The sequence below is a fragment of the Microbacterium sp. DWRC1-3 genome (assembly GCF_049896645.1).
In the GTDB taxonomy this organism is placed as follows: domain Bacteria; phylum Actinomycetota; class Actinomycetes; order Actinomycetales; family Microbacteriaceae; genus Microbacterium; species Microbacterium maritypicum.
On the sequence record NZ_JAFCUS010000001.1, the window covers coordinates 1,059,087 to 1,082,562 of the forward strand.

Annotated in this window: 21 protein-coding genes and 1 tRNA gene; 7 read left to right on the forward strand and 15 right to left on the reverse strand. The window is 67.6% G+C overall.

The window, feature by feature from the left end; translation table 11 throughout:
• Nucleotides 1–94: 94 nt before the first annotated feature.
• Nucleotides 95–679 (forward strand): hypothetical protein, encoded by a 585-nt coding sequence (locus ACP699_RS05070; protein ID WP_426169697.1) that lies wholly within the window; start codon nucleotides 95–97, stop codon nucleotides 677–679.
• Between the two features lie 210 nt (nucleotides 680–889).
• Here ACP699_RS05070 and ACP699_RS05075 read toward each other — a convergent pair whose 3' ends face one another.
• The 6 genes from ACP699_RS05075 to ACP699_RS05100 form a co-directional block, all read right to left on the reverse strand.
• Nucleotides 890–2,260: an LCP family protein gene (locus tag ACP699_RS05075; RefSeq protein WP_426169700.1), complete on the reverse strand. Its 1,371-nt coding sequence runs from the start codon at nucleotides 2,258–2,260 to the stop codon at nucleotides 890–892.
• Between the two features lie 80 nt (nucleotides 2,261–2,340).
• Entirely contained in the window at nucleotides 2,341–2,808 is a 468-nt protein-coding gene (purE, locus tag ACP699_RS05080) for a 5-(carboxyamino)imidazole ribonucleotide mutase (RefSeq protein ID WP_055866727.1), read from the reverse strand.
• Between the two features lie 140 nt (nucleotides 2,809–2,948).
• A complete protein-coding gene (locus ACP699_RS05085; protein ID WP_426169703.1) occupies nucleotides 2,949–4,073 on the reverse strand; it encodes a 5-(carboxyamino)imidazole ribonucleotide synthase in 1,125 nt (374 codons plus the stop codon).
• Between the two features lie 112 nt (nucleotides 4,074–4,185).
• Complete coding sequence (locus tag ACP699_RS05090; protein WP_127483427.1) at nucleotides 4,186–4,689, reverse strand: PH domain-containing protein; 504 nt, start codon at nucleotides 4,687–4,689, stop codon at nucleotides 4,186–4,188.
• 86 nt (nucleotides 4,690–4,775) lie between these two features.
• Nucleotides 4,776–5,546 (reverse strand): biotin--[acetyl-CoA-carboxylase] ligase, encoded by a 771-nt coding sequence (locus ACP699_RS05095; protein ID WP_426169706.1) that lies wholly within the window; start codon nucleotides 5,544–5,546, stop codon nucleotides 4,776–4,778.
• Between the two features lie 2 nt (nucleotides 5,547–5,548).
• Nucleotides 5,549–6,832, reverse strand: coding sequence for a CDP-glycerol glycerophosphotransferase family protein (locus tag ACP699_RS05100; RefSeq protein WP_055873235.1), 1,284 nt, complete (start codon nucleotides 6,830–6,832; stop codon nucleotides 5,549–5,551).
• A gap of 119 nt (nucleotides 6,833–6,951) precedes the next feature.
• Between ACP699_RS05100 and ACP699_RS05105 the strand changes: the two genes are divergently transcribed.
• On the forward strand, nucleotides 6,952–8,025 hold the full coding sequence (locus ACP699_RS05105) for a glycosyltransferase family 2 protein (protein WP_426169710.1): 1,074 nt from the start codon (nucleotides 6,952–6,954) through the stop codon (nucleotides 8,023–8,025).
• Between the two features lie 15 nt (nucleotides 8,026–8,040).
• On the opposite strand, the gene ACP699_RS05110 is transcribed toward ACP699_RS05105, so the two are convergent.
• The 3 genes from ACP699_RS05110 to ACP699_RS05120 are packed head-to-tail and all read right to left on the reverse strand — an operon-like array spanning nucleotide 8,041 to nucleotide 12,410.
• Complete coding sequence (locus ACP699_RS05110) at nucleotides 8,041–9,477, reverse strand: CDP-glycerol glycerophosphotransferase family protein (protein ID WP_426169713.1); 1,437 nt, start codon at nucleotides 9,475–9,477, stop codon at nucleotides 8,041–8,043.
• Nucleotides 9,474–10,727, reverse strand: coding sequence for a CDP-glycerol glycerophosphotransferase family protein (locus tag ACP699_RS05115; RefSeq protein WP_055864340.1), 1,254 nt, complete (start codon nucleotides 10,725–10,727; stop codon nucleotides 9,474–9,476). Before ACP699_RS05115 ends, ACP699_RS05110 begins: the two co-directional genes overlap by 4 nt.
• Before the next feature lie 48 nt (nucleotides 10,728–10,775).
• Nucleotides 10,776–12,410 carry a S1C family serine protease gene (locus ACP699_RS05120; RefSeq protein ID WP_426169717.1) on the reverse strand — a complete coding sequence of 545 codons (1,635 nt, stop codon included), beginning with the start codon at nucleotides 12,408–12,410 and terminating at the stop codon, nucleotides 10,776–10,778.
• A gap of 98 nt (nucleotides 12,411–12,508) precedes the next feature.
• Between ACP699_RS05120 and ACP699_RS05125 the strand changes: the two genes are divergently transcribed.
• A complete protein-coding gene (locus ACP699_RS05125) occupies nucleotides 12,509–13,711 on the forward strand; it encodes an aminotransferase class I/II-fold pyridoxal phosphate-dependent enzyme (RefSeq protein ID WP_426169720.1) in 1,203 nt (400 codons plus the stop codon).
• A 37-nt stretch (nucleotides 13,712–13,748) separates the two neighbouring features.
• Here ACP699_RS05125 and ACP699_RS05130 read toward each other — a convergent pair whose 3' ends face one another.
• The gene (locus tag ACP699_RS05130) at nucleotides 13,749–14,579 is read right to left on the reverse strand and encodes a carbon-nitrogen hydrolase family protein (RefSeq protein ID WP_270409625.1); all 831 of its coding nucleotides are present in this window, start codon (nucleotides 14,577–14,579) and stop codon (nucleotides 13,749–13,751) included.
• 95 nt (nucleotides 14,580–14,674) lie between these two features.
• Between ACP699_RS05130 and ACP699_RS05135 the strand changes: the two genes are divergently transcribed.
• A tRNA-Met gene (locus tag ACP699_RS05135) sits at nucleotides 14,675–14,748 on the forward strand.
• 352 nt (nucleotides 14,749–15,100) lie between these two features.
• Here the strand turns inward: ACP699_RS05135 and ACP699_RS05140 are convergent.
• The 4 genes from ACP699_RS05140 to ACP699_RS05155 form a co-directional block, all read right to left on the reverse strand.
• On the reverse strand, nucleotides 15,101–15,967 hold the full coding sequence (locus tag ACP699_RS05140; RefSeq protein WP_127482602.1) for a virginiamycin B lyase family protein: 867 nt from the start codon (nucleotides 15,965–15,967) through the stop codon (nucleotides 15,101–15,103).
• Complete coding sequence (locus ACP699_RS05145) at nucleotides 15,964–16,389, reverse strand: ArsR/SmtB family transcription factor (RefSeq protein WP_426169725.1); 426 nt, start codon at nucleotides 16,387–16,389, stop codon at nucleotides 15,964–15,966. The genes ACP699_RS05140 and ACP699_RS05145 overlap by 4 nt, the downstream gene beginning before the upstream one ends.
• A 99-nt stretch (nucleotides 16,390–16,488) precedes the next feature.
• Nucleotides 16,489–17,334, reverse strand: coding sequence for an alpha/beta fold hydrolase (locus tag ACP699_RS05150; protein ID WP_127482603.1), 846 nt, complete (start codon nucleotides 17,332–17,334; stop codon nucleotides 16,489–16,491).
• A 33-nt stretch (nucleotides 17,335–17,367) separates the two neighbouring features.
• Entirely contained in the window at nucleotides 17,368–17,847 is a 480-nt protein-coding gene (locus ACP699_RS05155; protein WP_127482604.1) for a hypothetical protein, read from the reverse strand.
• Nucleotides 17,848–18,055: 208 nt separating this feature from the next.
• On the opposite strand from ACP699_RS05155, the gene ACP699_RS05160 reads away from it, so the two are divergent.
• Genes ACP699_RS05160 through ACP699_RS05170 form a run of 3 tightly spaced genes read left to right on the forward strand, consistent with a single transcriptional unit; the run spans nucleotide 18,056 to nucleotide 20,394 of the window.
• Nucleotides 18,056–18,730 carry a DUF998 domain-containing protein gene (locus ACP699_RS05160; RefSeq protein WP_241244555.1) on the forward strand — a complete coding sequence of 225 codons (675 nt, stop codon included), beginning with the start codon at nucleotides 18,056–18,058 and terminating at the stop codon, nucleotides 18,728–18,730.
• Nucleotides 18,731–18,763: 33 nt separating this feature from the next.
• A complete protein-coding gene (locus tag ACP699_RS05165) occupies nucleotides 18,764–19,132 on the forward strand; it encodes a YciI family protein (protein ID WP_127482605.1) in 369 nt (122 codons plus the stop codon).
• Nucleotides 19,129–20,394, forward strand: a complete 1,266-nt coding sequence (locus tag ACP699_RS05170) for an RNA polymerase sigma factor (RefSeq protein ID WP_127482606.1) — start codon at nucleotides 19,129–19,131, stop codon at nucleotides 20,392–20,394. The genes ACP699_RS05165 and ACP699_RS05170 overlap by 4 nt, the downstream gene beginning before the upstream one ends.
• A gap of 118 nt (nucleotides 20,395–20,512) precedes the next feature.
• Here the strand turns inward: ACP699_RS05170 and ACP699_RS05175 are convergent, their stop codons facing one another.
• Nucleotides 20,513–23,425 carry a UPF0182 family protein gene (locus ACP699_RS05175; RefSeq protein WP_055873250.1) on the reverse strand — a complete coding sequence of 971 codons (2,913 nt, stop codon included), beginning with the start codon at nucleotides 23,423–23,425 and terminating at the stop codon, nucleotides 20,513–20,515.
• Nucleotides 23,426–23,476: the final 51 nt, after the last annotated feature.

A 23,476-nucleotide genomic window follows, 5' to 3' on the forward strand; every position in this document is an offset into this window, starting at 1 on the left:
CTGCCATCCTGCCGTGGGGGCAGGAAGACGCCACGCAGTTGGATGCAGGGGTGTGTCCAAAAGCGATTCCGCGTGAAATTTCTGGGGAGAAATCATGCTGAAGAAACTGGCTGTCATCAGCCTTGCCGCTGGCGCGCTCGTACTCGTCGCGCCCACTGTGGCCACCGCTGCGCCGACTGCGCCGGCCGCGTCGTCCGACTCGTATCCGACGCCTCCCGGCGCCAAGGTCGGCGACCCGATCATCGACATCTGCGAAGTCTCGACGATCGTGTTCGGTCCGGGGTATTTCCTGGCGTCCGAGAACGTGAACGTGTCGGTGTCCGGCTACAACGCCGGCAAGGCCGCCGTCTCCGGCAACATCGCCGGCGCCGACGGAAGCCTGACCCTCACGTTCCGTCCGCCGTCCGACGGTGAGGGATCCTACGCCGTCGCCTTCAACGGCTCGCGTTCGTACACCGCCACGATCACGGTTTCGCACGGCCACGATGCGGCCACCAGCTGCGACCACGATCCCGGGGTTGCGACCGCGGGATCGGAGCTGCCGCTCACCGGTGGCGGTATCGAGCTGGCTCTCACCGGCGGAAGCGTGTCGCCCTGGGTCCTCGGCGGCGGAGCAGCAGCTCTGGTCGCCGGTGGAGCCCTCGTCGCGGTGGGAGCATCGCGCCGCAAGCGCGCCTAGGTCCGGCTGCCGCCTCGTGCGGTGGTCGACTGGACGACGGTGATCCCTCCCCCTCCGATCACCGTCGTCTGGTGCATCCGGTGGAATCCACCGGAAGCCCACGGTCGTTCTCCTTCGGGAGACGGCCGTGGGCTTTGTCGTTCATGGCGTCGGCACAGAGGGGCGCGCATGGGGTGCCGAGCGGGGAGCTCGACCCTCAGGCGGCCGTGATCACGGCTCGGGCGTCGGCGTCTCCGTCGGCGGATGCAGCTTCTGCTGGATCAAGTCGTGGATGAAGGCGTAGTCGGGCTGGTGCTCGTCCACGCCGGCGTCGGGGGTGAGCTCGATCGACGTGACCGGCTGCTCCTTCGCCTTGAGCATCAGGTCGAAGAACTCCGGCAGTTTGTCCGACGGGAGATCCGTGCTGATCAGGGCCGTCCCGGCCGCTGCCACCTCGTTGAATCGGGTGAGGACGGTCTGCGGCGTGAACTGGGCGAGGATGGCAGCCTGCAGCTCCCGCTGACGCTTCATCCGGTCCCAGTCACTGGTCGTGTAGCGCGAACGGGCGTACCACTGCGCCGTGTCGCCGTCCATGCGCTGCGTTCCCGGTTCGATCCAGCCGATAGCCCACTCGTTCACGTCGGTGCCCGTCCACCCCTCGGGCGGACCGCCCTTGGGCAGCCGCTCCGTGACGTCGATCTCGACACCACCCAGTGCATCGACGAGCTCAGCGAAGCCGTGCATGTCGACGAACACGTAGTACGGGATCTCGATCCCGAGTACGCCTTCGGCCGCATCCTTCGTCGCCTCGATACCCGGTTCCGACCCGTTGGCCACGGCGTCGGGGTAGAGACCGGCGCCGGCGTCTTCCCGGCAGACCTCGGCGGCGTTGCGCACGTGGTTCATCCATCCGTTCCAGCCGCAGGTAGAGGAGCCGTGGCCCTCGAACCCCTCCGGATACAGCTCCTGCATCGGGCTGCCGTCGCTGAACGGCGCATTGGGGAGCTCTCGGGGGATGCCGGTGATCGTCACGGCACCGGTGTCGGCGTTCACCGAGACCACCGAGATGCTGTCGAACCTCATGGAGTCGCGGCCGTCGCCGCTGTCGGCTCCGAGGAGGAGGATGTTGTAGTAGCCGTCGCTGGGCTGCACACTGGGACCGCTCTGTCCGAAGATCGAGCCGATGGTGTTGCGCACCGATCCGACGGCGGTGGCTGCGTATCCCGCCCCGCCGCCGACGAGTCCCAGCAGCACCAGCGCCACGACGGGGATGGCGAGTCGGGAGACTCCTGGCACCTTCACAAGGCGCACCAGGCGCAGAGTGTCGAACGTGAGCACCACCCAGAGCACGACGTATCCCACCAGCAGCACCTGAACGATCGTCAGCACGGCGGCCGAGAAGAAACCGCCGCCGATCGTGAGCCACAGCAGGACAGGGCGTGCGAAGAGCGCGAGTCCGAGAGCGACGATCGCGAGTACCCAGGAGACCAGTGTGGCGCCGAGCCCGAAACGGCCGAGGCGGCGGTTGCCGGCAAGGACCTGGGCGGAACCCGGCACCAGGAGGTTCACGGCGACCAGCCACCACCCGCGTTTGGTCATCATCCCCGAATCGGCGGAGTCCGGGTGCCGCAGCGGCCGGGTCTCGATCAGCGGGCGCCGTGTTGCGCGCGGAGGCGCAAGAGTCACAGGGAGGCCTTCAGCCGTTCGTTCTTCTCCTCGACCTGCGCCTCGAGATCGCGCGCGTACTCCTCGACGCGGTCAGCGAGAGCGGCGTCGGCCGTTCCGAGGATCCGTGCGGCGAGCAGACCCGCATTGCGAGCGCCGCCGATGGAGACCGTCGCGACCGGGATGCCGGCGGGCATCTGCACGATGGACAGCAGGGAGTCCATGCCGTCGAGATACGCGAGAGGCACAGGGACACCCACCACGGGGAGCGGAGTCATCGAGGCGAGCATTCCCGGAAGGTGGGCTGCTCCCCCGGCGCCGGCGATGATGACGCGGATGCCGCGCGAGCGCGCTTCTCGCGCATACGACATGAGCTTGTCCGGGGTGCGGTGTGCGGATACCACCTCGACCTCGTGCGGGATGCCGAAGTCCGTGAGCGCCTGGGACGCGTCGCTCATCACACGCCAGTCGGAGTCGGATCCCATCACGACGCCGACCAGAGGCTCGGCGGAAGAGTGCAGTGGCTCGGTCACCAGATCAGGGTACGGTCTGCCGCTGTGAGATTCCCCGAACGGCACGCCTCTTGCCCCGCATGTGTCGGCGAAGAGGCGATGCGGGCTGCGGATCAGTCGAAGTGTGCGGCGACGGCCCTGGCGACGTAGACCGCGTCGTCGAGGTCGTCGTCGGCGACATTCACATGTCCGACCTTGCGGCCCGGTCTCGGCGCCTTCCCGTAGGTGTGGATCTTCGCCTGCGGGTGCTCGGCCATCGCCGCGCCGAAACGCTCGTCGAGCGTCCCCTCGACGGGTCCGCCGAGGATGTTGACCATCACGGACCACGCGGCTCGCGGCGCGGTGCTCCCGAGAGGAAGATCGGCGACGGCACGCAGGTGCTGTTCGAACTGGCCGGTGACGGCGCCGTCCTGGCTCCAGTGCCCGCTGTTGTGCGGCCGCATGGCGAGCTCGTTCACGAGGATGCGCTCGTCGTCGGTCTCGAACAGCTCGACCGCGAGCATCCCGGTCACGCCGAGCCCTTCGGCGATGGTGCGGCCGATCGCCTCCGCGACCTCGGTCAGGCGCTCGGCGGCGGCGGGGGCCGGAGCGATGACCTCGGCGCACACGCCGTCACGCTGAACGGTCTCCACCACGGGATAGGCGACAATCTCACCGCCCGCTCGACGGGCGACCTGCTGCGCGAGCTCGCGCACGAACGGGACGAGCTCCTCGACGAGAAGCGCCTCCCCCTCGGCGAGCGCTTCCAGCCAGTCCTGCGCATCCCGTGCTGCACGGACCACGCGCACGCCCTTGCCGTCGTAGCCTCCGCGCGGAGTCTTCACCACTCCTGCTCCTGCGTGCTCGTCGAGGAACGCCTGCAACTCGGTCGTGGTGCGCACAGCCGCCCAGTCGGGCTGGGGCACTCCGAGTTCCGCGAGACGCGCGCGCATCACGAGCTTGTCCTGCGCGTACTGGAGGGCGTCCGGCCCCGGGTGCACGACGACGCCGTCTGCGACGAGCTGACAGAGAACGTCCTGCGGCACGTGCTCGTGGTCGAAGGTCACGACATCGACGTCGGCCGCGAAGGCGCGCACGGTCTCCAGATCCCGGTAGTCGCCGACCGCGGTGGCCGCGAGTCCGGCGGACATCCCTTCACCCTCGGCGAGCACTCGCAGTTCGAGCCCGAGTTCGACCGCCGGAGCGATCATCATCCGGGCCAGCTGTCCTCCGCCGATCACGCCAACACGCAGCGCCATGTGCCGCCTCCATTCGTCTGCCCCCATTCTCCCGCACCGATGCGGGCGTGCACGACAGATTGCGGATCGGCGGCACGGATCACCGCGCTCGGCCGTGCGAATGCCGCCGAATTCAGTCGCCGACGGCCTGCGCGTCGCGGTGCGCGAGAATCTGCCCGACCTCGATCTGGTCGGCGAGGGTCTCATGCACGAGGGTCACGTTCGGGACGTTCGCCAACCGCAGCGGCGTGTCGACGCCGTTCGACAGCGTGATCGTGCCCGAGCCCCACATCCGCTGCAGCGGACCGCGGCGAACGGCGATGGTGTAGCCCCGGGCATGGGACATCTCGTGACGCCGACGGGAACCGATCCCCTGGCGGGCGATGACCCTCCTGGTCGTGACGGTGGTGCTCCGCGAGTACCAGATGACGAACGGCAGCACGACGGCCAGCAGCACCAGAGCCCCGGCGGCGGTGAGGAGCATCCAGTCCTCGATACCCTCCGGCAGATTGCCGAAGAAGTACCCCGTCGCCCCGAAAGTCGCGATGAGCACGAGTGCCGACCAGAACAGGCGACGTGCGTGGCTCCGGAAGCGCGCGATCAGCAGCTCCTCCGAAGGCGTACCGGGCGGCGGCATCAGGGGCCTCCCGCCGAGCGTCACAGGCTGGGTCACCCCACCATTGTGCCCGTGATCTGCGACAAAGCCGTCTGTGCGGCGGCGTGTCAGGTTCCGGCCGGTCGCACGTGCACGACGTCGCCGGCGGAGATCGGGTACTCGCGACCATCCGATTCGACCAGAAGACGGCCCTCCGCATCGATCGCCGTGGCCACCCCGTCGAGGGAGCGGCCGGCCGGCAGAGACACGCTGACCCTCAGCCCGAGCGTCGCGCAGCGGGCGGACACGACACCGTGCAGGCCGCTCACGACGGCGTCTCCAGAGGCGGTCAGCGCCGACAGGTGCCCGTCGAGCTTCTCGAGGTAGGCGGACAGCAACCGGTCCTCGTCCACGACGACGCCGAGGGATGCGAACGACGTCGCCGTCGGCACAGGGAGCTGCTCGATCGTCATGGCCGTGTTGACGCCCGCCCCGACGATCACCGCCGTCGTCGTCGCCTCCGCGAGGATGCCGCAGATCTTCCGCCCGTCGACGAGAACATCATTCGGCCACTTCACGGCGACGTCATGTCCGACGAGCTGCTCGGCGATCGCCTCCGTCATCGCCGCACCAGCGGCGAGCGGGATCCATCCCCGCGCGGCCGGATCGGCCGGAATCGTGCGCAGCAGCACCGAGATCGCGAGAGCGGAATCCGCCGGCGCGACCCACGTGCGATCGAGGCGACCACGTCCGGCCGTCTGGTTGCGCGTGACCAGGGTCGCCAGGTGCGGCCAGCCCTCGGCGTCAGCCGCTTTCGCCCGCAGGTCGGCATTCGTCGAACCGGTGTCCGCCACCAGCTCGAGGCGAGGCACGATCGCCCTCGCGAGCGGGAAGTCCATCCTCAGGCGTCCTCGTCGTCTGTTTCTTCGTCGTCGTCGTCCTCGTCTTCGCGGACGGTTCCGACCTCATGCGCCTGCCAACGCTCCCACTCCTGCATGAGGCGCTCGACCGCGGCATGGAACTTCGCGGTCGCCACCCCCTGCGTGGTGTCGCCGAAGTAGTGCTGGACCCACATCCGCAGCCGGGCGATCGCAGCCTCATCGGCTCGGACCCGATCGACCTCGGCGACGATGTCGACCGCAGCCTCCGCGGTCAGCCATTCGCAATCCGACAGGTAGCCCTGCGTGTCGATCGATGCCTGCTCGTCCGTCGGACGCGTGATCATCAGCGGCTTTCCGGCGGCGAGCCGGTCGTAGACCATGGCGGAGATGTCGACGATGGCGACGTCGGCCGCGGTGAGCTGCCAGCCCAACTCCGGAGCCGCGTCGTAGACATGGTGAGCGGTCGCGTCCGCGGCATTCGCCGCTTCGATCGCGGCCACGATCCGTCGATGCGCGGCGCCGTACGCCTCATCGACCACGCCACTGCGGGGATGGGGGCGGTAGATCACACGGTGGGCACCGGTCGCCAGCAGCCGGCTCACGAGCTCCTCGCCGTGCGAAGCGATCGAACCGTAGTGGGCGCTGGGACGGTCGCCTTCCCAGGTCGGCGCATAGAGCACGACGGTCCGCTCATCGGGCGTGTACGGAAGCGTTCCGGAGTAGTGATCGGCCTGCGGGCGCCCGATCTCGATCGTGCGGTGGTTCACGTCGTAATCCCACAGCGTGCGCGAGAGACGATCCCGAGCGGCCTGTCCGGCGACGAAGGCGTAGTCGTAGGCCTTGTACTGGTTCGTCGTCATGTACATCTTGTCGGACTCGCCGTGATTGATGAACACATGCCAGCGCCGCCCGTACCGGAACATCTGGAAGTTCCTGGTGTTCTGGTTGACGTACAGCACGATGCGGATGTCCTGGGTGGCGATGAACCGCTCCAGATCGCGCACCTTCGGGACGAACACCACCGGAGGGGCGTCTTCTTCGAGGAGCTTCTCGGTCCCGGTGGCCTGCCGGGAGAGCACGACGACGGGCCAGCGCTTCGCGAGCTCGGCGAGCGGGCGGTACCACTGACGCATCTGGTACATGTTCACGGCACCGTCGGCGAAGTAGACCGCGACCTTGAAGTAGTCGGTCGGGAACGGCTCGCGCTCGGCGAGCCGGCGTCGCACGCGCTGCACCGCGGTGCGAGACGCGAGCGCCCGCTTCAGCAGACGGTATGCCTTCTTCGCGTCAGACAGTGCACCCATCCCTCCAGAATAGTTCGTCCGCGTCCGATCCTCCCGCCGCAGCCCGTCCCGCGGACTGCGGACGCCCTGCCGCGCCCTCGATCAGGGAACGTGCGTGGACACCGTGCCATGATCATCATGTGCGCGCCGACGAATTCTCCGCTCCCCTGCCCGGGGTGTCCTTCGTGATGCCGGTGCTCAACGAACGCGCGTACCTCGAACACGCGATCGCCTCGGTGCTCGCTCAGGATGTCGATGCCCCCACCGAGCTCGTGCTCGCGCTGGGCCCGTCGACGGATGGCACGACCGAGCTCGCCCGACGACTCGCGGCGACGGACGACCGCATCCGGCTGGTGGACAACCCTGCGGCGCACATCCCGGTGGGACTGAACGCCGCGATCCGGGCAAGCCGCTACGGCACGATCGTGCGCGTCGACGCGCACTCCGAACTCTCCCCCGGTTACGCCGCCCTGGCGTTGCAGACTCTGGAGCGCACCGGATCGGCGAACGTCGGCGGCGTGATGCACGCCGAGGGGCGCACGCCCTTCCAGAAGGCGGTCGCTCGTCTGTACAACTCCCCTGTCGGGCTCGGCGGAGGCGCCTATCACGGGAGTTCGCAGGAGGGCGAGGCGGAGTCGGCGTACCTCGGCGTGATGCGGCGCGACGTCCTCGATGAGGTCGGGCTGTTCGACGAGTCGATCCGACGTGGGGAGGACTGGGAGCTCAACCTACGGATCCGACAGGCCGGCCACAAGGTGTGGTTCGACCCCGATCTGTCGGTCACCTACTGGCCGCGGGAGAGCTGGCTGCGACTGGCTCGGCAGTTCCGCGCGACGGGCGCCTGGCGCGGTGAGCTCGTGCGTCGGTTCGGTCGCCGCAACGGGATCCGCTATTTCGCCCCGCCCGCGCTCGTGGTGGTCGTGGCCCTCGCCGTCGTCATCGGCGTCCTGCAGCTGACGGGCGTGCTCAGCGGAGTGGCGTCTCTGATCGCATCGATCCTCGTCTACGTGCCGCTCGCGCTGTATCTGCTACTCGTGATCGGCGTGGCGCTCGCGCCCGGCGGAGGGAGCGTGCGCCAGCGGGCGTGGACGCTCCTGGTGCTGCCGACGATGCACATCTCCTGGGGCCTGGGCTTCCTGGGTGGTGTGCTGCGCGGTGCCCGCGACACCGTCGACGCCTCGCGCCTCGGCACCCGGAACACACCTCTCCCCTGACGCGGCCGCGCGGACTCAGGGCGTGACGAACCCCAGATCGAGGATGCGGTCGACCACACGCTGCGCGGCATGACCATCGTCGCGGGAGTTGAACTGCTTCCGCCAGGCCGCATAGCGATCCGCGTACGCGTCCACGTGGCCCGCGTCGTCCAGAGCGGCCGCGAGCTCCTCCTGAGTGCGCACGAGCGGACCGGGTGCGCGCTCCGCGAGGTCGAAGTAGAACCCGCGCAGCTGTCCGCGATAGTGATCGATGTCGGGCACCAGGAAGTACATCGGCTTTCCGGTGACGCTGAAGTCGAACATCACCGAGGAGTAGTCGGTGATCAGGGCGTCTGCCGCCAGAAGCAGCCGTGCCGTCTCGGGGTACCCGGTCACATCGATGACCCGTGCACCCGCGCGATCGCGTCCCTGTTCCAGAGTGCGGGAGTGACCGCGCACGAGGACCACGGCGTTCGCCTGGTGCGCCAGAAGCTCCGCATCGACGAAGTCGACCATCTCGGCACGGTCATCGCGCCAGGTCGGTGCGTACAGGAGCACGCGCTCCTCGGGCCCGATCCCCAACGCCGCGCGGACCTCGGCAGGGTCGCCGTTGGTGAGCGCATCGTTGCGGGGGTATCCCTCCACCCAGATCGGCCGCCCGAGGAAGGCGTACGCCTTGCGCAGGATGCGCTCGGAATAGGTGTTCTGGGCCAACAGGACGTCCCAGCGCCGGGATTCCTTCACGACCGCGGCCATCCGTCGCGGATCGAAGCCGGGACGGTGCAGGGCGAGCCGCTTGAGCGGTGTGCCGTGCCAGGTCTGGAGCACCTTCTGCCCCGGCTTGCGGGCGAATCGTCGACGCAGCCAGTCGTTGACCACCAGCAGCCGTGCGGCTCCGCGGGCGTGCCACCACTGGGGGCTGCCCTCGACGACGGCGATCGCCCCCTCCGGCACCTCGACCGAGAGGTCGACGACGCTCCAGTAGCGTCGCACCTCGGGTGCGCGCGCTGCGAGCTCGCGATCGATGGCCCGCGGGTTGCATCCGACGCTTCGTCCGTAGAAGCTCTCGAAGAACACGGCGTTCTCTGTGCCGCCCGCCTGAGCGACGTACCGTTCCTCGAGGGTCGAGCGCCCCTCAGCGGTCTCGTACACCGGATCCACCGGCGCGGCGATGCGGACGGTACCGGCATTCAACGCTATCCGAACCCCGGTGAGCACGGTAGGAGCGAGTCGCACATCATCGAGATCGACGTCGGCGATCCGCAGCTCGTACGTCCCCGTCGGCAGGGGAAGCGAAGGGCCGCCCCAACGGGAGGCCTGCAACGGGAACGTCGCCTTCCAGGTCTTGCCGCCCCCGGTGACACGAGCCTCGACGTGCGCTCGTGGTCCGACCAGGTCGGCCGTTTCCGGTCGCTGACCGGTCCCTTCGATGATCAGGGCCTCCGCCGCGTCATCGATGCGGGCCGTTGTCATGCTGCTCCCTTCGGCGCGGGAATCCCCCGCGCGCGGATGACCTGGTACACGCGCTCGGTGTTGCGCCCGTCCCGATATGCGTGCATCTCCGCGCTGAGCGTAGCGGAACGCTCGGACGCCGCGTCGTGGGCGGCGGTGTCTTCGAGGAGCGCTTCGAGCTGTGCCAGGAGCTCCGCCCAGTCGGTGGCCGCGTCGGGGCCTGCGACGTCGTCGTACCGGCCGTAGAAGCCACGAGTGCGGGCGTACTCCTCAGCATCCGGAGCCAGGAACAGCACGGGCATGCGCAGCAGACCGACGTCGTATGCGAGCGAGGAGTAGTCGGTGACGAGCACGTCGAACGCGGCGAGCGCCGGCGTCACGTCGGGAAGCATCGCAGCGCCGAGCGCGTGCACCCTGCGGCTCGGAAGCGGGGGCGCATATCCGCCCTCTCCCAGGGGATGAGAGCGCACGAACAGGACGGCGTCGTGCTCTTCGAGGACCCGGACGATGCGGATCCACTCCTCAGCGGTGGGAACGGCGGGGTCGGGAGCCCCATCACGCCAGGTCGGCGCGTAGAGGATGGTGCGCGCGGTATCGGGAACCTCCCCCACGACGCTGCGAAGCAGAGCGGATGCCGCGGACCTCACGTGTTCCGCCGATCCTGCCGAGAGCACGTCGACGCGAGGTTCCCCTGTGACCACCACACGGTCATCACCCAGGCCGAACGCGGACTCCAAGCGCCCCCGTGCGCGGTGCGAAGCGGCCGGGAGCACGCGGATGCGCTGGGCTGCGGCACGGTAGAGGATACCGACCGCGCGACGCAACAGCGCCGCCGCGGGAACATTCGGAACCTGGGTCGTCGCCGGAGAATCCAGCCCGATCCGCTTCAGCGGGATCCCGTGCCAGAGCTGGACCACGAAAGCGCCGCCGTTCGCGTAGCGGTTCACGTCGCCGAGTCCGTGGGTGACCACGAGCACCCCCGCCCGAGCGGTCGTCCACCATCCGCGCAGTCCGCTCTTGCGCACGGTGCGGATACCGAGGGCGGCAGCGTCCCGATCCTCGCGCTCCGACGCCGTGAGCCAGACGGTGTCGTGGCCCGCCTCCGACGCGTAGCGCTGGAGTGCGAGAGCGCCGTCGCCCACTCCGGCACCGCAGCCGAAGACCCAGCGCCGGCCGCGCGGAAGGAGGAGGGTGCCGATGCGTCCGACGGCATACAACGGGATCCGGAGGAGCTTGGCCGCATTGCCGGTGCCGAAAGAGAAGGACGCCACTCCGCGAGCCTATCGCGGAGGTGGCGTCCTTCCCTGTGTGTGGTGGGGTCAGCCGGCGAGTTCGCCGAGCGTCACCTCGATGTCGTACTCCTTGCCGCCGCGCACGTAGGTGACCTTGGCATCGCTGCCGGCCGCCGCCGCGCGCACCTGCGCGGTGAGATCGCTCGCGCTGGTGATCGGGACGCCGTTGAACCTGGTGACGATGTCGCCCTCCTGGATACCCGCAGCTGCGGCGACGCCGCCGTCGGTCGCCTTGGCGATGTACGCCCCGGAGACGGTAGCGCCCTGCACGCTCGAGGCATCCTGGACGGACGCGCCGAGCAGGCCGTGCGTCGCCGCACCGTCGGCGATGATCTCGTCCGACACCCGCTTGGCGATGTTCGACGGGATGGCGAACCCGATACCGATCGACCCCGACTCTTCGGAGCTTCCCGAACTCGCGATGGCCACGTTGATGCCGATCAGCTCGCCCTTGCTGTTCACGAGCGCGCCGCCGGAGTTGCCGTGGTTGATCGCGGCGTCCGTCTGGATCACGGCGATCGAGATGGAGTCCGAGGTCTGCGGCGTGCCGCTTCCGGGGATGTCGAACTGGAACGGCCCCTGGCCCTGACCCTGATCCGGCGTCTGCTGCTGGTCCGGGGCGTCCTCGGAGGAGGAGTCGGGCAGGGCGGACGAGGCGATCTGGATGCTGCGGTTCAACGCACTCACGATGCCGGTGGTGACGGAGTTCGCGAGCCCGAGAGGAGCGCCGAGCGCCACAGCGGTGTCGCCGACGTTGAGCTTCGAGGAATCGGCGAAGTCCATCGGGGTCAGCCCCTTGGCGTCCTTCAGCTTGATCACGGCGAGGTCGTAGATCGGGTCTGTCCCGACCACGGTCGCCTCGAAGATGCGCCCGTCCGACGTGGTCACGCGGATCGTCGGATCGGCGACCGCGCCGCCGAGGGTCACGACGTGCGTGTTGGTGAGCACGTAACCGTCATCGCTGATGATGACACCGGATCCGCTGCCTCCCTGATCGGCGCCCGCCACCTCGATGGTGACGACGGACGGGAGTGCGGCCGTCGCGACCGCTGTGGTCTCGTTGACCGATCCGGGGTTGTTCACCGTCACCGTCTGCGGACCGGAGGCCGTGCCGGAGGACGGGCGGTCCTGGAGGCCGTTCAGCAGCGCACCGCCACCGAACCCGGCGACGCCGCCGACCAGAGCGGCCGCGACGATGAAGGCGGCGAACTTCGCGCCCCCACGAGGCTTCTGCTCCTTGGTCTTCGCGCCATCGCCCTGCGTGCCGTACGCGGCGCCGCCGTCGAGCGGCTGCGTGGGCTGGGTGTAGGACGCCGCGGTGGGGATGCCGAAGGCGGCTCCCTGCGCGGTGGCTGCGCCCGGCGCGCCGGCGGCAGGTGCTGCGTAGCCGTGATGGACCGGAGCGATCACGGGCGCGGCCGGGGCCTGCGAGGTGAACGTCGACGGCATCTGATGCCCCTGCATAGGGGCGGCAGCGGCCGGCGCGTTGGGCGCCGGGGCGGCAGCGGCCGGCGCGTTGGGCGCCGGGGCGGCAGCGGCCGGCGCGGTCGTGTCAGCGGCGGCATCCGTCACCGGCTGAGCGGCGATCTGTGCGGCCTCGGTGGACGGCGTGGCGTCGTTCGACGCGGATGCCGACTGGTCCTGGGGGTTGTCTTCGTTCATGGTGTGTGCTCCTTCGACGACCATTTCAGAATGACGCCTGTATCTGTGCGTTCCTTATGCCGAAGATGAGTTTCAGCTATGGCCTTAGCCTGTTCTTCATGAGTGTCATTCCCGGCGCATGGCGTCGTACCGCAGCGGGGGCAGGTCTGCTCGCTGCCGACGGAACCGTCGCGCCCACCATCTTCGCAGAGATGTCGGCAGCGGCGGCTCGAACCGGGGCGATCAATCTCGGCCAGGGCTTCCCCGACGAGGACGGTCCCGCAGAGGTGCTGGAGGCGGCGCGAGCCGCCATCGCGAGCGGAGCCAATCAGTACCCGCCCGGTCGCGGCACACCGGATCTCCTCGATGCCATCAGCGAGCATCAGCGGCGCTTCTACGGGCTCCGTGTCGATCCTTCCAGCGAGGTGATCGTGACGGCCGGAGCGACGGAGGCCCTGACCGCGACCCTGCTGGCGCTGATCGACGGCCCCGAAGACGAGGTCGTCGTGTTCGAGCCCTACTACGACTCCTATGCCGCCGCCGTGGCCCTCGCGGGGGCACGGCTGCGCACGGTTCCGCTGCGCGCGCCGGACTTCCAACCCGACCTCGAGCGGCTCGCCGCGACGGTGAGCGATCGCACCAGGATCATCCTGGTCAACGACCCGCACAATCCCACGGGAGCGATCTTCGGGCGTGAGGTGCTCGAAGAGGTGGTGCGCCTGGCGGAGAAGCACGATGCGATCATCGTCACCGACGAGGTGTACGAGCATCTGGCGTTCCATGCCGCGCACACCCCGATCGCCACGCTCCCCGGAGCATCCGCGCGCACGCTGACGATCTCGTCCGCCGGGAAGACCTTCTCCACGACGGGGTGGAAGATCGGGTGGGTGCATGGACCGGCCGCGCTCATCACGGCCGTGCTCACCGTGAAGCAGTACCTCACCTACGTCAACGGCTCGCCATTTCAGCCGGCTGTCGCCGTGGGGCTGCGGATGGACGACGCGTACTTCACGGACGCGGCCGCCGTGCTCGCCCACAAGCACGGGATCCTCGGCGAAGGGCTGAGGGCGGCCGGATTCACCGTGCACGCGCCTCAGGGCGGCTACTTCACCGTCGCGGATGCGACGGCGCTGGGCGGACAGGACGCCGCGGCGTTCTGCCGGGCCCTGCCGGAGCGCGTGGGCGTCGTGGCGATCCCGCTCACAGCCTTCGTCTCCGAGGAGCACAGGAGCGAATACGCGGGCCTGGTGCGCTTCGCCGCCTGCAAGCGCGTCGAGGTCCTCGAAGAGGCGGCGACGCGCCTCGCCCGCTTCTCCGCGTGACCGCACCTGCTGTGCCTGCCCCGGGCCCGGTTCGCGCCTAGGCTTCGGGGGCCACGACCTCACGAGGAGTGACGGAGTACCGCCGCACGCGCAGCGACGGGTTCGTGATCCGCACGCGCTCGATCGTCTCCCTCTCGACCACCGCGACGGCGATCCCGGGAGCGGTTCCCACTCCGGCGAGTACGACGCCCTGGGGATCGACGATCTGCGAGTGTCCCACCCCGATCGGGGTCGGATGGTCTGCCGCGACCACGTAGACGGTGTTCTCGATCGCACGAGCGGCGAGCAGCGTCGTCCAGTGGTGTTCCTTGAGCGGCCCCCTGACCCACTCGGCCGGCACGACCAGGGCATCGGCCTGCGCATCGACCAGGGAACGGGCCACTTCAGGGAAGCGGAGGTCATAACAGGTCATGAGCCCGAAACGCAGGCCCCCCAGCTCGAAAGTCGCGGCCTCCCCCACCTCACCCGGCTCCACCCAGTCGGACTCGGTCTGGCCGAACGCGTCGTACAGGTGCTGCTTGCGGTACACGGCGAGGACGCGGTCACCCCGCACGGCCACCACGGTGTTGCGCACTCGATGCCCGTCGGTCGCCCGTTCGGCCAGACCCGCGACGATCACGACGGCGTACTCGGCGGCCAGTGCCCTCAGGGTCTCGACGAACTCCCCGTCGAGGTCCTCCGCATTGGCAGCCAGGCTCTCGTCCATGGGGTCGACGAAGTAACTCGAGTACTCAGGGAACACGATCAGCTTCGCCCCCCGCCCGGCGGCGTCGGCCGTCAGCGCAGCGATCCGCTCCCGGTTCTCGGCTCGGGAGGCGGTCGGCGCGAACTGGCACACGGCGACGGGGACGGCTGCGGTCTCGGACATGTCTCCATCCTCTCGCATCGACACGCCCGGGACGACGCCCGGAGGCCCCCAGGATTCGCCCGCCTTCGGAATCCGTGATAAGTTACTTCTTGTGCCGCGGGGTGGAGCAGTTCGGTAGCTCGCCGGGCTCATAACCCGGAGGTCGCAGGTTCAAATCCTGTCCCCGCAACAAGAAAGGCCCCGAGATCATCACGATCTCGGGGCCTTGTCCTTTTTGGGCCGAGTCCTATTCGACAGATTCAGTCGACAGTCATGCCACAACTCGCGGCCGAGCACTTTCCGGGCGTGCAGCACGGAATGGATCTCTGCCACCTCGACCGGCACGAAGAGAATCTGATGCCGACTCAACCTATGGGTGGCCGCAGTGCTGTCCGGATAGACCTGATCGACGAGACGATCTGCAGACGCCTTGTCTGGTGCATACGTGTGGAGTTGTTCCTGTTCTGGCGGTGTTCTGCGATTGCTCCACGATGTCGCGGGCAAACGAACGCCAAACAGCGCGACGCCTGTCGAACCGTCGTCTAGAGCTTGATGCCGGCGACGACCCCGCTTTCGAATGCGACCCACACGACGCCGTCACCGTCGAGAGCCAGGCCGTGCGGTTCTTCTCCGATGCCCGAGAGATCGTATTCGGAGACCTCGCCCTCCGCCGTGATTCTGCCCAGTCTGTTCGCGCCCCATTCTGTGAACCAGCAGCCGGTGTCGTCGGCGATCACCGCGTGCGGCCGGCTGTCAGGCGCGAAGTCGAAGTCGCGGACCTGAAGATCGCTGTCGACCCGAAGTACGCTTCCTCGAGCGATATCGGCGGACCAGATATGCTCCCCTGCTGCCGCGATGCCGACTGGGGCAGCGCCATCTGGCAGCATGAGGAGTTCGGTATCGCCTGCGGCGTCCCGTCGCGCGAGTGCCCCACGCTGGTTGAGTGAGACCCAGACAGAACCGTCCCGGTGGGAGGTGGCCATTGCCGGGTATGCGCCATCCAAGGGGACGGCGACCTCGCTGCGGAGTCCCTCTCGGCTGACCTCGGCGAGCTTGTTGTCCTGCATGAGCGTGACCAACGCATAGGGACCGACAGCCGCGATTCCGTAGGGCCCGCCCGGCACGTCGATGAAGTTCAACCGATCATCGCTCGTGATGATGGCGATCCGATCTGCGCCGGTGACCGCGCACCACGTCGCTTCGGCGGTCACGATGAGCTGACCTGGCCGCTCGCCGATGGCAAACCGGCGCTCACGCCCGTCCGGAGTCCGCCGCACGAGCTCCCCGGTGTTCACGAGAGTGATCCACATCTCTCCGCCCGCCCCGAAGGCGACAGCGTATGGACCGGCCGCGCCGTAGTCGAACACCGCAACGCTGTGTGCAGCGATGGGTTCAGTACCGTCGGTCACGTCTTCCTCCGCCTTTCGTCGTCGATGGCCGTGAGCTCTGCGGGCGTTCCGGTCATGATCGTCGCCGCGTGCTCTGTAGCCGTGATCTGAGCCCGGCGAGTCGGGTCGCTACCACTACAGACCATAGCGGTGCGTGCTGGAGCGGCACTCAAGTCGTCGTCCGAGCGCTCATGGCCAAGGTATTCGTAGGCGCGGAGCAGTTGTGACGCTCGCTGGATCACCGCCAGGTCTGCGTTCACGACCCGTTCCCGCCCGCGCGCACGTTTGATGATGAGGCCAGCGCGTTCGAGCACCGCGACGTGCTTCTGCACGGCCGCGAAGCTCATGTCGTAGCGCAGCGCGAGCTCACTGACGGACTGCTCTTCGCGCAGCGCGCAGACGAGGATGTCTCGCCGGGTGGCGTCCCCCAGCGCCCGAAACACACGGTCCGCCTCTCTGTGGGGGTGTCCATCTGAGATCAAGTCGCACCTCCCGTCTTCTGTGTTGACACGATTCGGCTCATCGAACCAGCGGGGGCGACCTCATGGATGTGTGGCGTTGAGAAACGACAGGACCGATGGAATCAGCGCGGACGGTCTCATCATCGGCGTCGCGTGATGTGCGCCATCGACCGTCGCGTAGCTGGCTCCGGTCAACGATGACAGCTCACGGGTTCCGCTTTGCATGAACGGTTCGCTCTTGCTTCCGACGAGCACGAGACAGTGCACCCGCAGGCCTTTCCACCTGTCGGTGGCAAGGGGTACTCCGTCCTGCAGCCCCGTGCAGAGGCGCGTGTCGTATACCGTCGTCTGGGCCATCGCGACCATGGTTCGCCATGGACCGACCATCAATCGCATCGCCGCGATCATGAGGGGGGACGCACCGAGAGCGACGCGGTTGAACTCGCGAACCGCATCAGACGCACGCCCGTCTCTGATGAGTCCCTCAAGGCGATCGGCGAGGTCTCGAGGAACAGGTGCGCGTCGATCGTCCGCGATCACGGGGGGCTCGTAGGCGATGACTCCTGTGACCTTCTCCGGTAGCGCTGCAGCCGCGTCCAACGCGAGGACCGCTCCGGATGATGCACCGAACAGGACGGCCCTACCTCCGTGTGCATCGATGAGCGCCTCGATGTCCTCGATCTCGCGAGCGACACTCCAGGCGCCGTTGTCTCCGCTGTTCCCGCGGCCGCGCCGATCATAGTTCACGACGGTGTGGGTGACGGCGAGAAGAGCACCCAGACGACGGTTGTCCCGAAGGTCGGACAACGCCTGCGCCACGAGGATGACAGTCTCTCCCTGCCCGCTGCGTTCAAACGAGATCTCCGTGCCGTCCGCGGACGTGACCTGGTGCAGCGAGGGATCGGGAGAGGCATTGTTGTTCGGCATTGTTGCTCCGTCCGTTTCGAGAGGTCGACTGTCTCAGCGGCGAGTCATCGTGGACGCGTATCCGCCGTCACCGGGGTATACCCAGGCGCCATCGAGCACGCGATCGCCGTCGCTGAAGGTGCCGGCGAAGTAGGCCGGGCTTCCCTGGGCTCCCGCCCAGATGGTGAGCGTGTCCCCCTCCAGTTCGTAGACGTAGTCGAGGGTGTTGCCCATCGAGTCATAGAACCGGGAAACGATGTCTGTGCCAGCGGGTTCTCCGAAAGGACGCAGCTGACCGATGACTTCGATGCCGGTGATGGCCTGGCCGAACTGCTCGAGCTCGACGTGCTGGAGCAGGAAGAATCGTCCAGTCATCCATTCGTACCGGACGACGCCCTCAGCGCCCCCCGACACTGTCCATTCGCCGACCAGTCGGTCAAGCGCCGTGACCGCGCTGCTGGGCGCGGGCTGCTCACCGACTCCGTAGGCGTCGATCTGCTCGGCCGTGATGTTCTCCAGCGGGTTCTCGTTCATCAGATGTCCTTTCGCCGGCGGCCCGGCGGGCAGCCTTTGCAGATACCTCGGAGCCGAACGGCACCGATTGACATCTGTGCGGAAGATCGTGGGAGACGATTCGCCTGCGGACGGTCGGACGAAGGCAGCGGGAGCCGGATGTCAAGGTTCGCCATCTGGCTCCGAGGTATCTGTGCAACGACCTTTCAATCGACACGAGGAGCACACCGTGACCGTCAACCACTCCGCACCACGCACCACGCACAGCGAGGGCCGAGCTCTGCCTCGTTCGACGCGGTCCCTTCTGCTCGCCGGCGCGTTCGCCGGGCCGCTGTTCTATCTGTCTGCCATCGTGCAGATGCTGACACGCCCGGGATTCGACCTTCGCATCCATCCACTCAGCCAACTGTCCACCGGCGATCTGGGCTGGATCCAGATCCTCACCTTCGTCCTGGTCGGGCTCGGACTGAGCTGCCTCTCGATCGGCCACCGGCGAGTCGCAACCAGCGGCCCCGGCCGCGCCGCCATTCCCGTCCTCGTGGCGATCAGTGGATTGGGCTTCATCGCCGCCGGTGTCTTCCCGCAGGACCCGGCGAACGGGTTCCCCCTCGGAGTTGCCGACGGCCCGGTCGCCGAGCCCACGTGGCACGCTCTCGTTCACATGGCGGCGGCGATCGTCGCGTTCACCGCGCTGGCTGTGGCAGCCATCATCGCCCTCGTGCGCGCAATCCGCGAGCGTCGGGTGGCCGCCGTCGTCGGCGATGGCATCGTCGCGATCGCACTCCTCGCCCCTGTCATCCCCGACATCGCCAGCATCCAAGTGGCGATCACCGGGCTCTTCGCCTTCGGCTGGTGCACCATGACGGCCATCTCCTTGCTGAAGTCGCCGACCGTACCTCGCTAGCCTGGACTCCCGCCTACCCAAGGAGACGAGATCGTGAAGTTCCTCATCCTCGGTTACACGCCGAGCAGCAGCTGGGACGCCTCAACCGCGGATGCCCCCACCGAAGATGCCCTTGCCGCGTTCGCCGCATATCAGGAATTCGAAGCGGAACTGCGTGCCAGCGGGGAGTTCGTCAGCACAGAAGGACTAGGGCACCCCGCGGTGTCGACGACCGTACGCAAGACCGACGGGACCATCGTCATGACCGATGGTCCATTCGTGGAGCTCAAAGAAGTCCTCGCGTCGTTCGCCGTCATCGACGTGTCCGGATTGGAGCGAGCGAAGGACATCGTCGCACGGATGGTTGAGATGCTCGGCGAGCCGATGGAAATCCGTCCCATCATGGGAGACGACTTCGCGTGACCGCCCGGACCCAGGCGATCGAGGATCTGCTGCGCACCGAGGCGCCGCAGGTTCTCGGAGCATTGGTACGTCGCTTCGGCCACTTCGACATTGCCGAAGAAGCCGTACAGGACGCTCTCCTGACGGCGAGCCAGCAATGGCATCCGGATGCGCTCCCCGAACACCCGAGATCCTGGCTGATTCGCATCGCCTACCGCCGGATGATCGATACCCTCCGCGCCGAGTCCGCAGACCGTCGCCGCGAAGAAGAATACGTGGCTTCCCAGCCGAACCCTCCTCTCTCGCACTCACCCCTGACCGACCACGACGACAGCCTGAACCTCCTGCTGCTGTGCTGTCACCCCGCCCTTTCCTCCGCGTCCCGCATCGCCCTCACGCTGCGTGCGGTGGGCGGGTTGACGACTGCAGAGATCGCGCACGCCTACGGAGTAACCGAACAGACCATGGCCGTGCGGATCAGCCGCGCAAAGCAGCAGATCCGAAAGAGCGGTGCCCGATTCGATTTGACAGTGGACGACGACTTCTCGAGCCGCCTGTCCGCGGTGATGCGTGTTCTGTATCTGATCTTCAATGAGGGATACACGGTGACCACCGGTTCAGCGCTGACCCGAACCGACCTGACCGGCGAGGCCGTCCGCCTCACCCGGCTCCTCCATACCCTCGTTCCCGAAGACCCCGAGCCGGCAGGCCTTCTCGCGCTCATGCTGCTGATCGATTCACGCCGCGCGACGCGCACCACGGCGAACGGTGATCTCATTCCGTTGGCCGACCAGGACCGAACGCAGTGGGACCACGCAATGATCCGAGAAGGAACGGAACTGATCCAGACCGCATGGGCTCACGGGAACGTGGGAACGTACCGTCTGCAGGCCGCCATCGCCGCCGTTCATGCATCCGCTCCTGGCGCCGAGGAGACCGACTGGAAACAGATCGCCGCGCTCTACCTGGCGCTCGAACAAGTCGAGCCCAGCGGACTCGTCATGCTCGCACGAGTCGTCGCCGTTGCCCACGCCTTCGGCCCTGCTCGCGCCAACGCCCTGCTCGAGCAACTGGATCGTGACCACCGGCTTCTCCAGCATCCCCTGACCCGGCATCGCGCACACGCGATCCGTGCACACCTCCGCGAAGCGGAAGGAGATACCGCCGCGGCGAGAGAAGACTTCCTCGCGGCCGCGGATCTGACGAAGAACGAGCCGGAGTCTCGCTACTTGTCCCGAAAGGCGGACGGCGAATTCTGCATCAGCTCTGATTCAAGCAGGTAGCTCGGAAGAAGCCTCCACCCCCAGAGGGCCTTTCGCTTTGCCCGGACGATGCCGGGCGTCACCACGATACGAGAATGGGCGCCCCCTCGGGGGCGCCCATTCCATACGGTGCTGCGGATCAGTTGCCCGCTGCGGAGTCCAGCTCGATCAGCTTCTGAACCGCCGCCGTAAGGCGCTCGTCGGCCTCGGCGAACTTCGCGAGGTCTCCGGCCTTCAGCGCGGCCTCACGGTCGAGCAGCGCGGTCTGAGCGGCAGCCAGGGCCTCAGCCTCGGCTCCCGTCGGCTGCGTGGGCTCGGTCGTCGGCACCTCGCCGGTGTCGGGCACCTCGGCGTTCGGATCCGGTTCGACCGTGTCGTCACCACCGGTGGCACCGGAGTCACCGCCGAAGAGGGTGTCGAGCGCCTCGGTCAGGGTGTTCTCGAAGGCGACGCGATCACCGAAGGCGACCAGCACCTTCTGCAGACGCGGCAGCTGCGTTCCCTCGGACGACTGCACGTAGACGGGCTGCACGTAGAGCAGACCGCCACCGACGGGCAGCGTCAGCAGGTTGCCGTAGATGACCTCGGACTCCCCCTGCTGGAGCAGGTTGAGCTGAGGCACGACCGAAGTGTCCGAGTTGTAGGTGTTCTGCACCTGACCGGGACCGGGGACCGTGGTGTCGGTGTCGATCTCGAGCATGCGCAGCTGGCCGTAGCCCTCCGCCTTCACGCCCTTCTCCGAGCCGGCATCCGAATCCACCGCGAGGTAGCCCATCAGCACATCGCGGCTGCCGCCCGCTCCCTGCGAGTTCGGGATGAACGTCGAGAACATCGAGAACCGGGGAGAGTCCTGACCCGGCATCTGCATGGTCAGGTAGTACGGCGGCTGCAGCATCGATTCGCTGCGGGGGTCGTTGGGCGTCTGCCAGCGGTTGTCCTGCTGCGCGAACGATCCGGCCTTGTCGACGTGATACACGCCGAGGATGTCGCGCTGCACCTTGAACAGGTCGGTCGGGTAGCGCACATGGCTCATGAGCTCCCCCGACATCTCGCTGATCGGCTTCACCGTCGACGGGTAGACCTTCTGCCAGCTCTTGAGCACCGGGTCCTCGTCGTCCCACGCGTACAGCTTCACCGAACCGTCATAGGCATCGACCGTCGCCTTGACGGAGTTGCGGATGTAGTTGATGTCGTCGATCGCGAGGGTCGGCGAGGGGATGTTGGAGTCGGCGATGGCGTCGGACAGGCTCACGCTCGTCGAGTACGGGTAGGTCTGGCTCGTCGTGTAGCCGTCGACGATCCAGACGATGCGGCCGTCCACCACACTCGGGTAGGGGTCGCTGTCGAGCTCGAGGTACGGTGCCACCTTCTGCACGCGCGTCTTGGGGTCGCGGTCGTACAGGATCTGCGAGTCCTCGTTCACGAGGTTCGAGAACAGGATCTGCTCCGACTGGAACTTCAGCGCGTAGAGGAGCTTGGTGAACGTGTCGCCGACCTTCGGGCCGCCGTCGCCGTCGAACGTGGTCTTCGTCTCGCTCGAGCCGTCCTTGCCGCGCGGGTAGTCGATCTCCGCGGGCTCCGAGCCCTCGGGAGCGCCGACGATCGAGTACTCGGGCGAGTTCTCACCGAAGTAGACGCGCGGCTCGAAGTTCTCCCGATCGGACAGGAATCCCGAAGTGGGGATACCGCGCTCGAGGAACACCGGCTCGCCGTCGGTGGTGCGCTGGTTGCCCGCGGCGGCGACGAGGCCGTAGCCGTGGGTGTACACCGCGACGCGGTTGTTCCAGTTGTCACCGTCGCCCAGGCCCGACATGTCGAGGTCGCGCACCGACACCACGGTGTCCTGCATCTTCCCGTCGATCTCGTACCGGTCGACGTCCATCGTCTTCTGGAACTGGTAGTACCCGCGGTACTGCTCGAGCTGACGCACCGTCGGCGGGATGACCTTCGGGTCCATGATGCGGGTGGAGGCGGTGGTCTCCGCATCCGCGCGCAGCTGACCCGCCTCGGCGTCGGTCTTGGCGGCGAAGGGCGTGGTCTCGAGGTCTGCGACCCCGTACGCCTCCTTCGTGCCGTCGATGTTCCGCTGGTAGTACTCGGCCTGGTAGGCGTTCTGGTTCGGCTTCACCTGGAAGGTGGTGACCACCCATGGGTATCCGACGCCGACGACGAGCGAGGCCACGATGAGCAGCGCGGTCGCGGCCAGCGGGAAGCGCCAGCGGCCGATGACGGCCGTGACGAAGAAGAGGATCGCCACGACAGCGGCGATGATCGCGAGGATGGCGAGACCGGGGATCGTCGCGTTCACGCCCGTGTACGCCGCACCCGTGATGCGATCGTCGGGCTCGACGAGCGTCTTGTACTGGTCGAGCCAGAGGCTCGCCGCCTGCACGAGCAGGTAGAGACCGGCGATGACCGCGAGCTGGATGCGCGCGGGCTTCGAGATGCGCAGCTCACCCTGACCGATGCGCACCGAGCCGTACAGGTACGACACGAGGGCGGTGACCAGGAGCGAGAGCAGGAGCACGGCGGAGACGAACGCGAGCAGGATCGTGTAGAACGGCATCGCGAACATGTAGAAACCGGTGTCGATGCCGAACTGCGGGTCGACGTCCGAGGTGGCCACACCGTTGATCCAGAGCCAGACCGTCTTCCACTGCCCCGCGGCCGCGAAGCCGGCGAACAGTCCGAAGAAGATGGGCATGCCCCACATCGCCAGGCGACGCAGCGGCTCGATGACCTCCTGGTACCGGTCCAGCTGCGAGCTGAGCCGCACGTAGACCGGACGCAGCCGGTAGGCGAGCTGGATGACGACGAACAGCGGAACGGCCATCCCGAGGAAGCCCACCACGAACATCACCGCCGTGGCGATCCACTGCGTCGTGAGGACGCCGGTGAAGCCCACCTGGTCGAACCAGAGGAATTCGGTGTAGAGGGAGGCGAACACGAAGAACACCGCGATCAAGGCGGCGATGATCACCAGGGAGATGCCGAGAATGCGTCGTGAGGTTCGAGGCGTGGCCGGATTCGGAGCTGAAGGCGAGGAGGTCACCCCACCATCCTAGGCATCGCTCACTGTGCGCAGGCTGTCATCCCGATCACA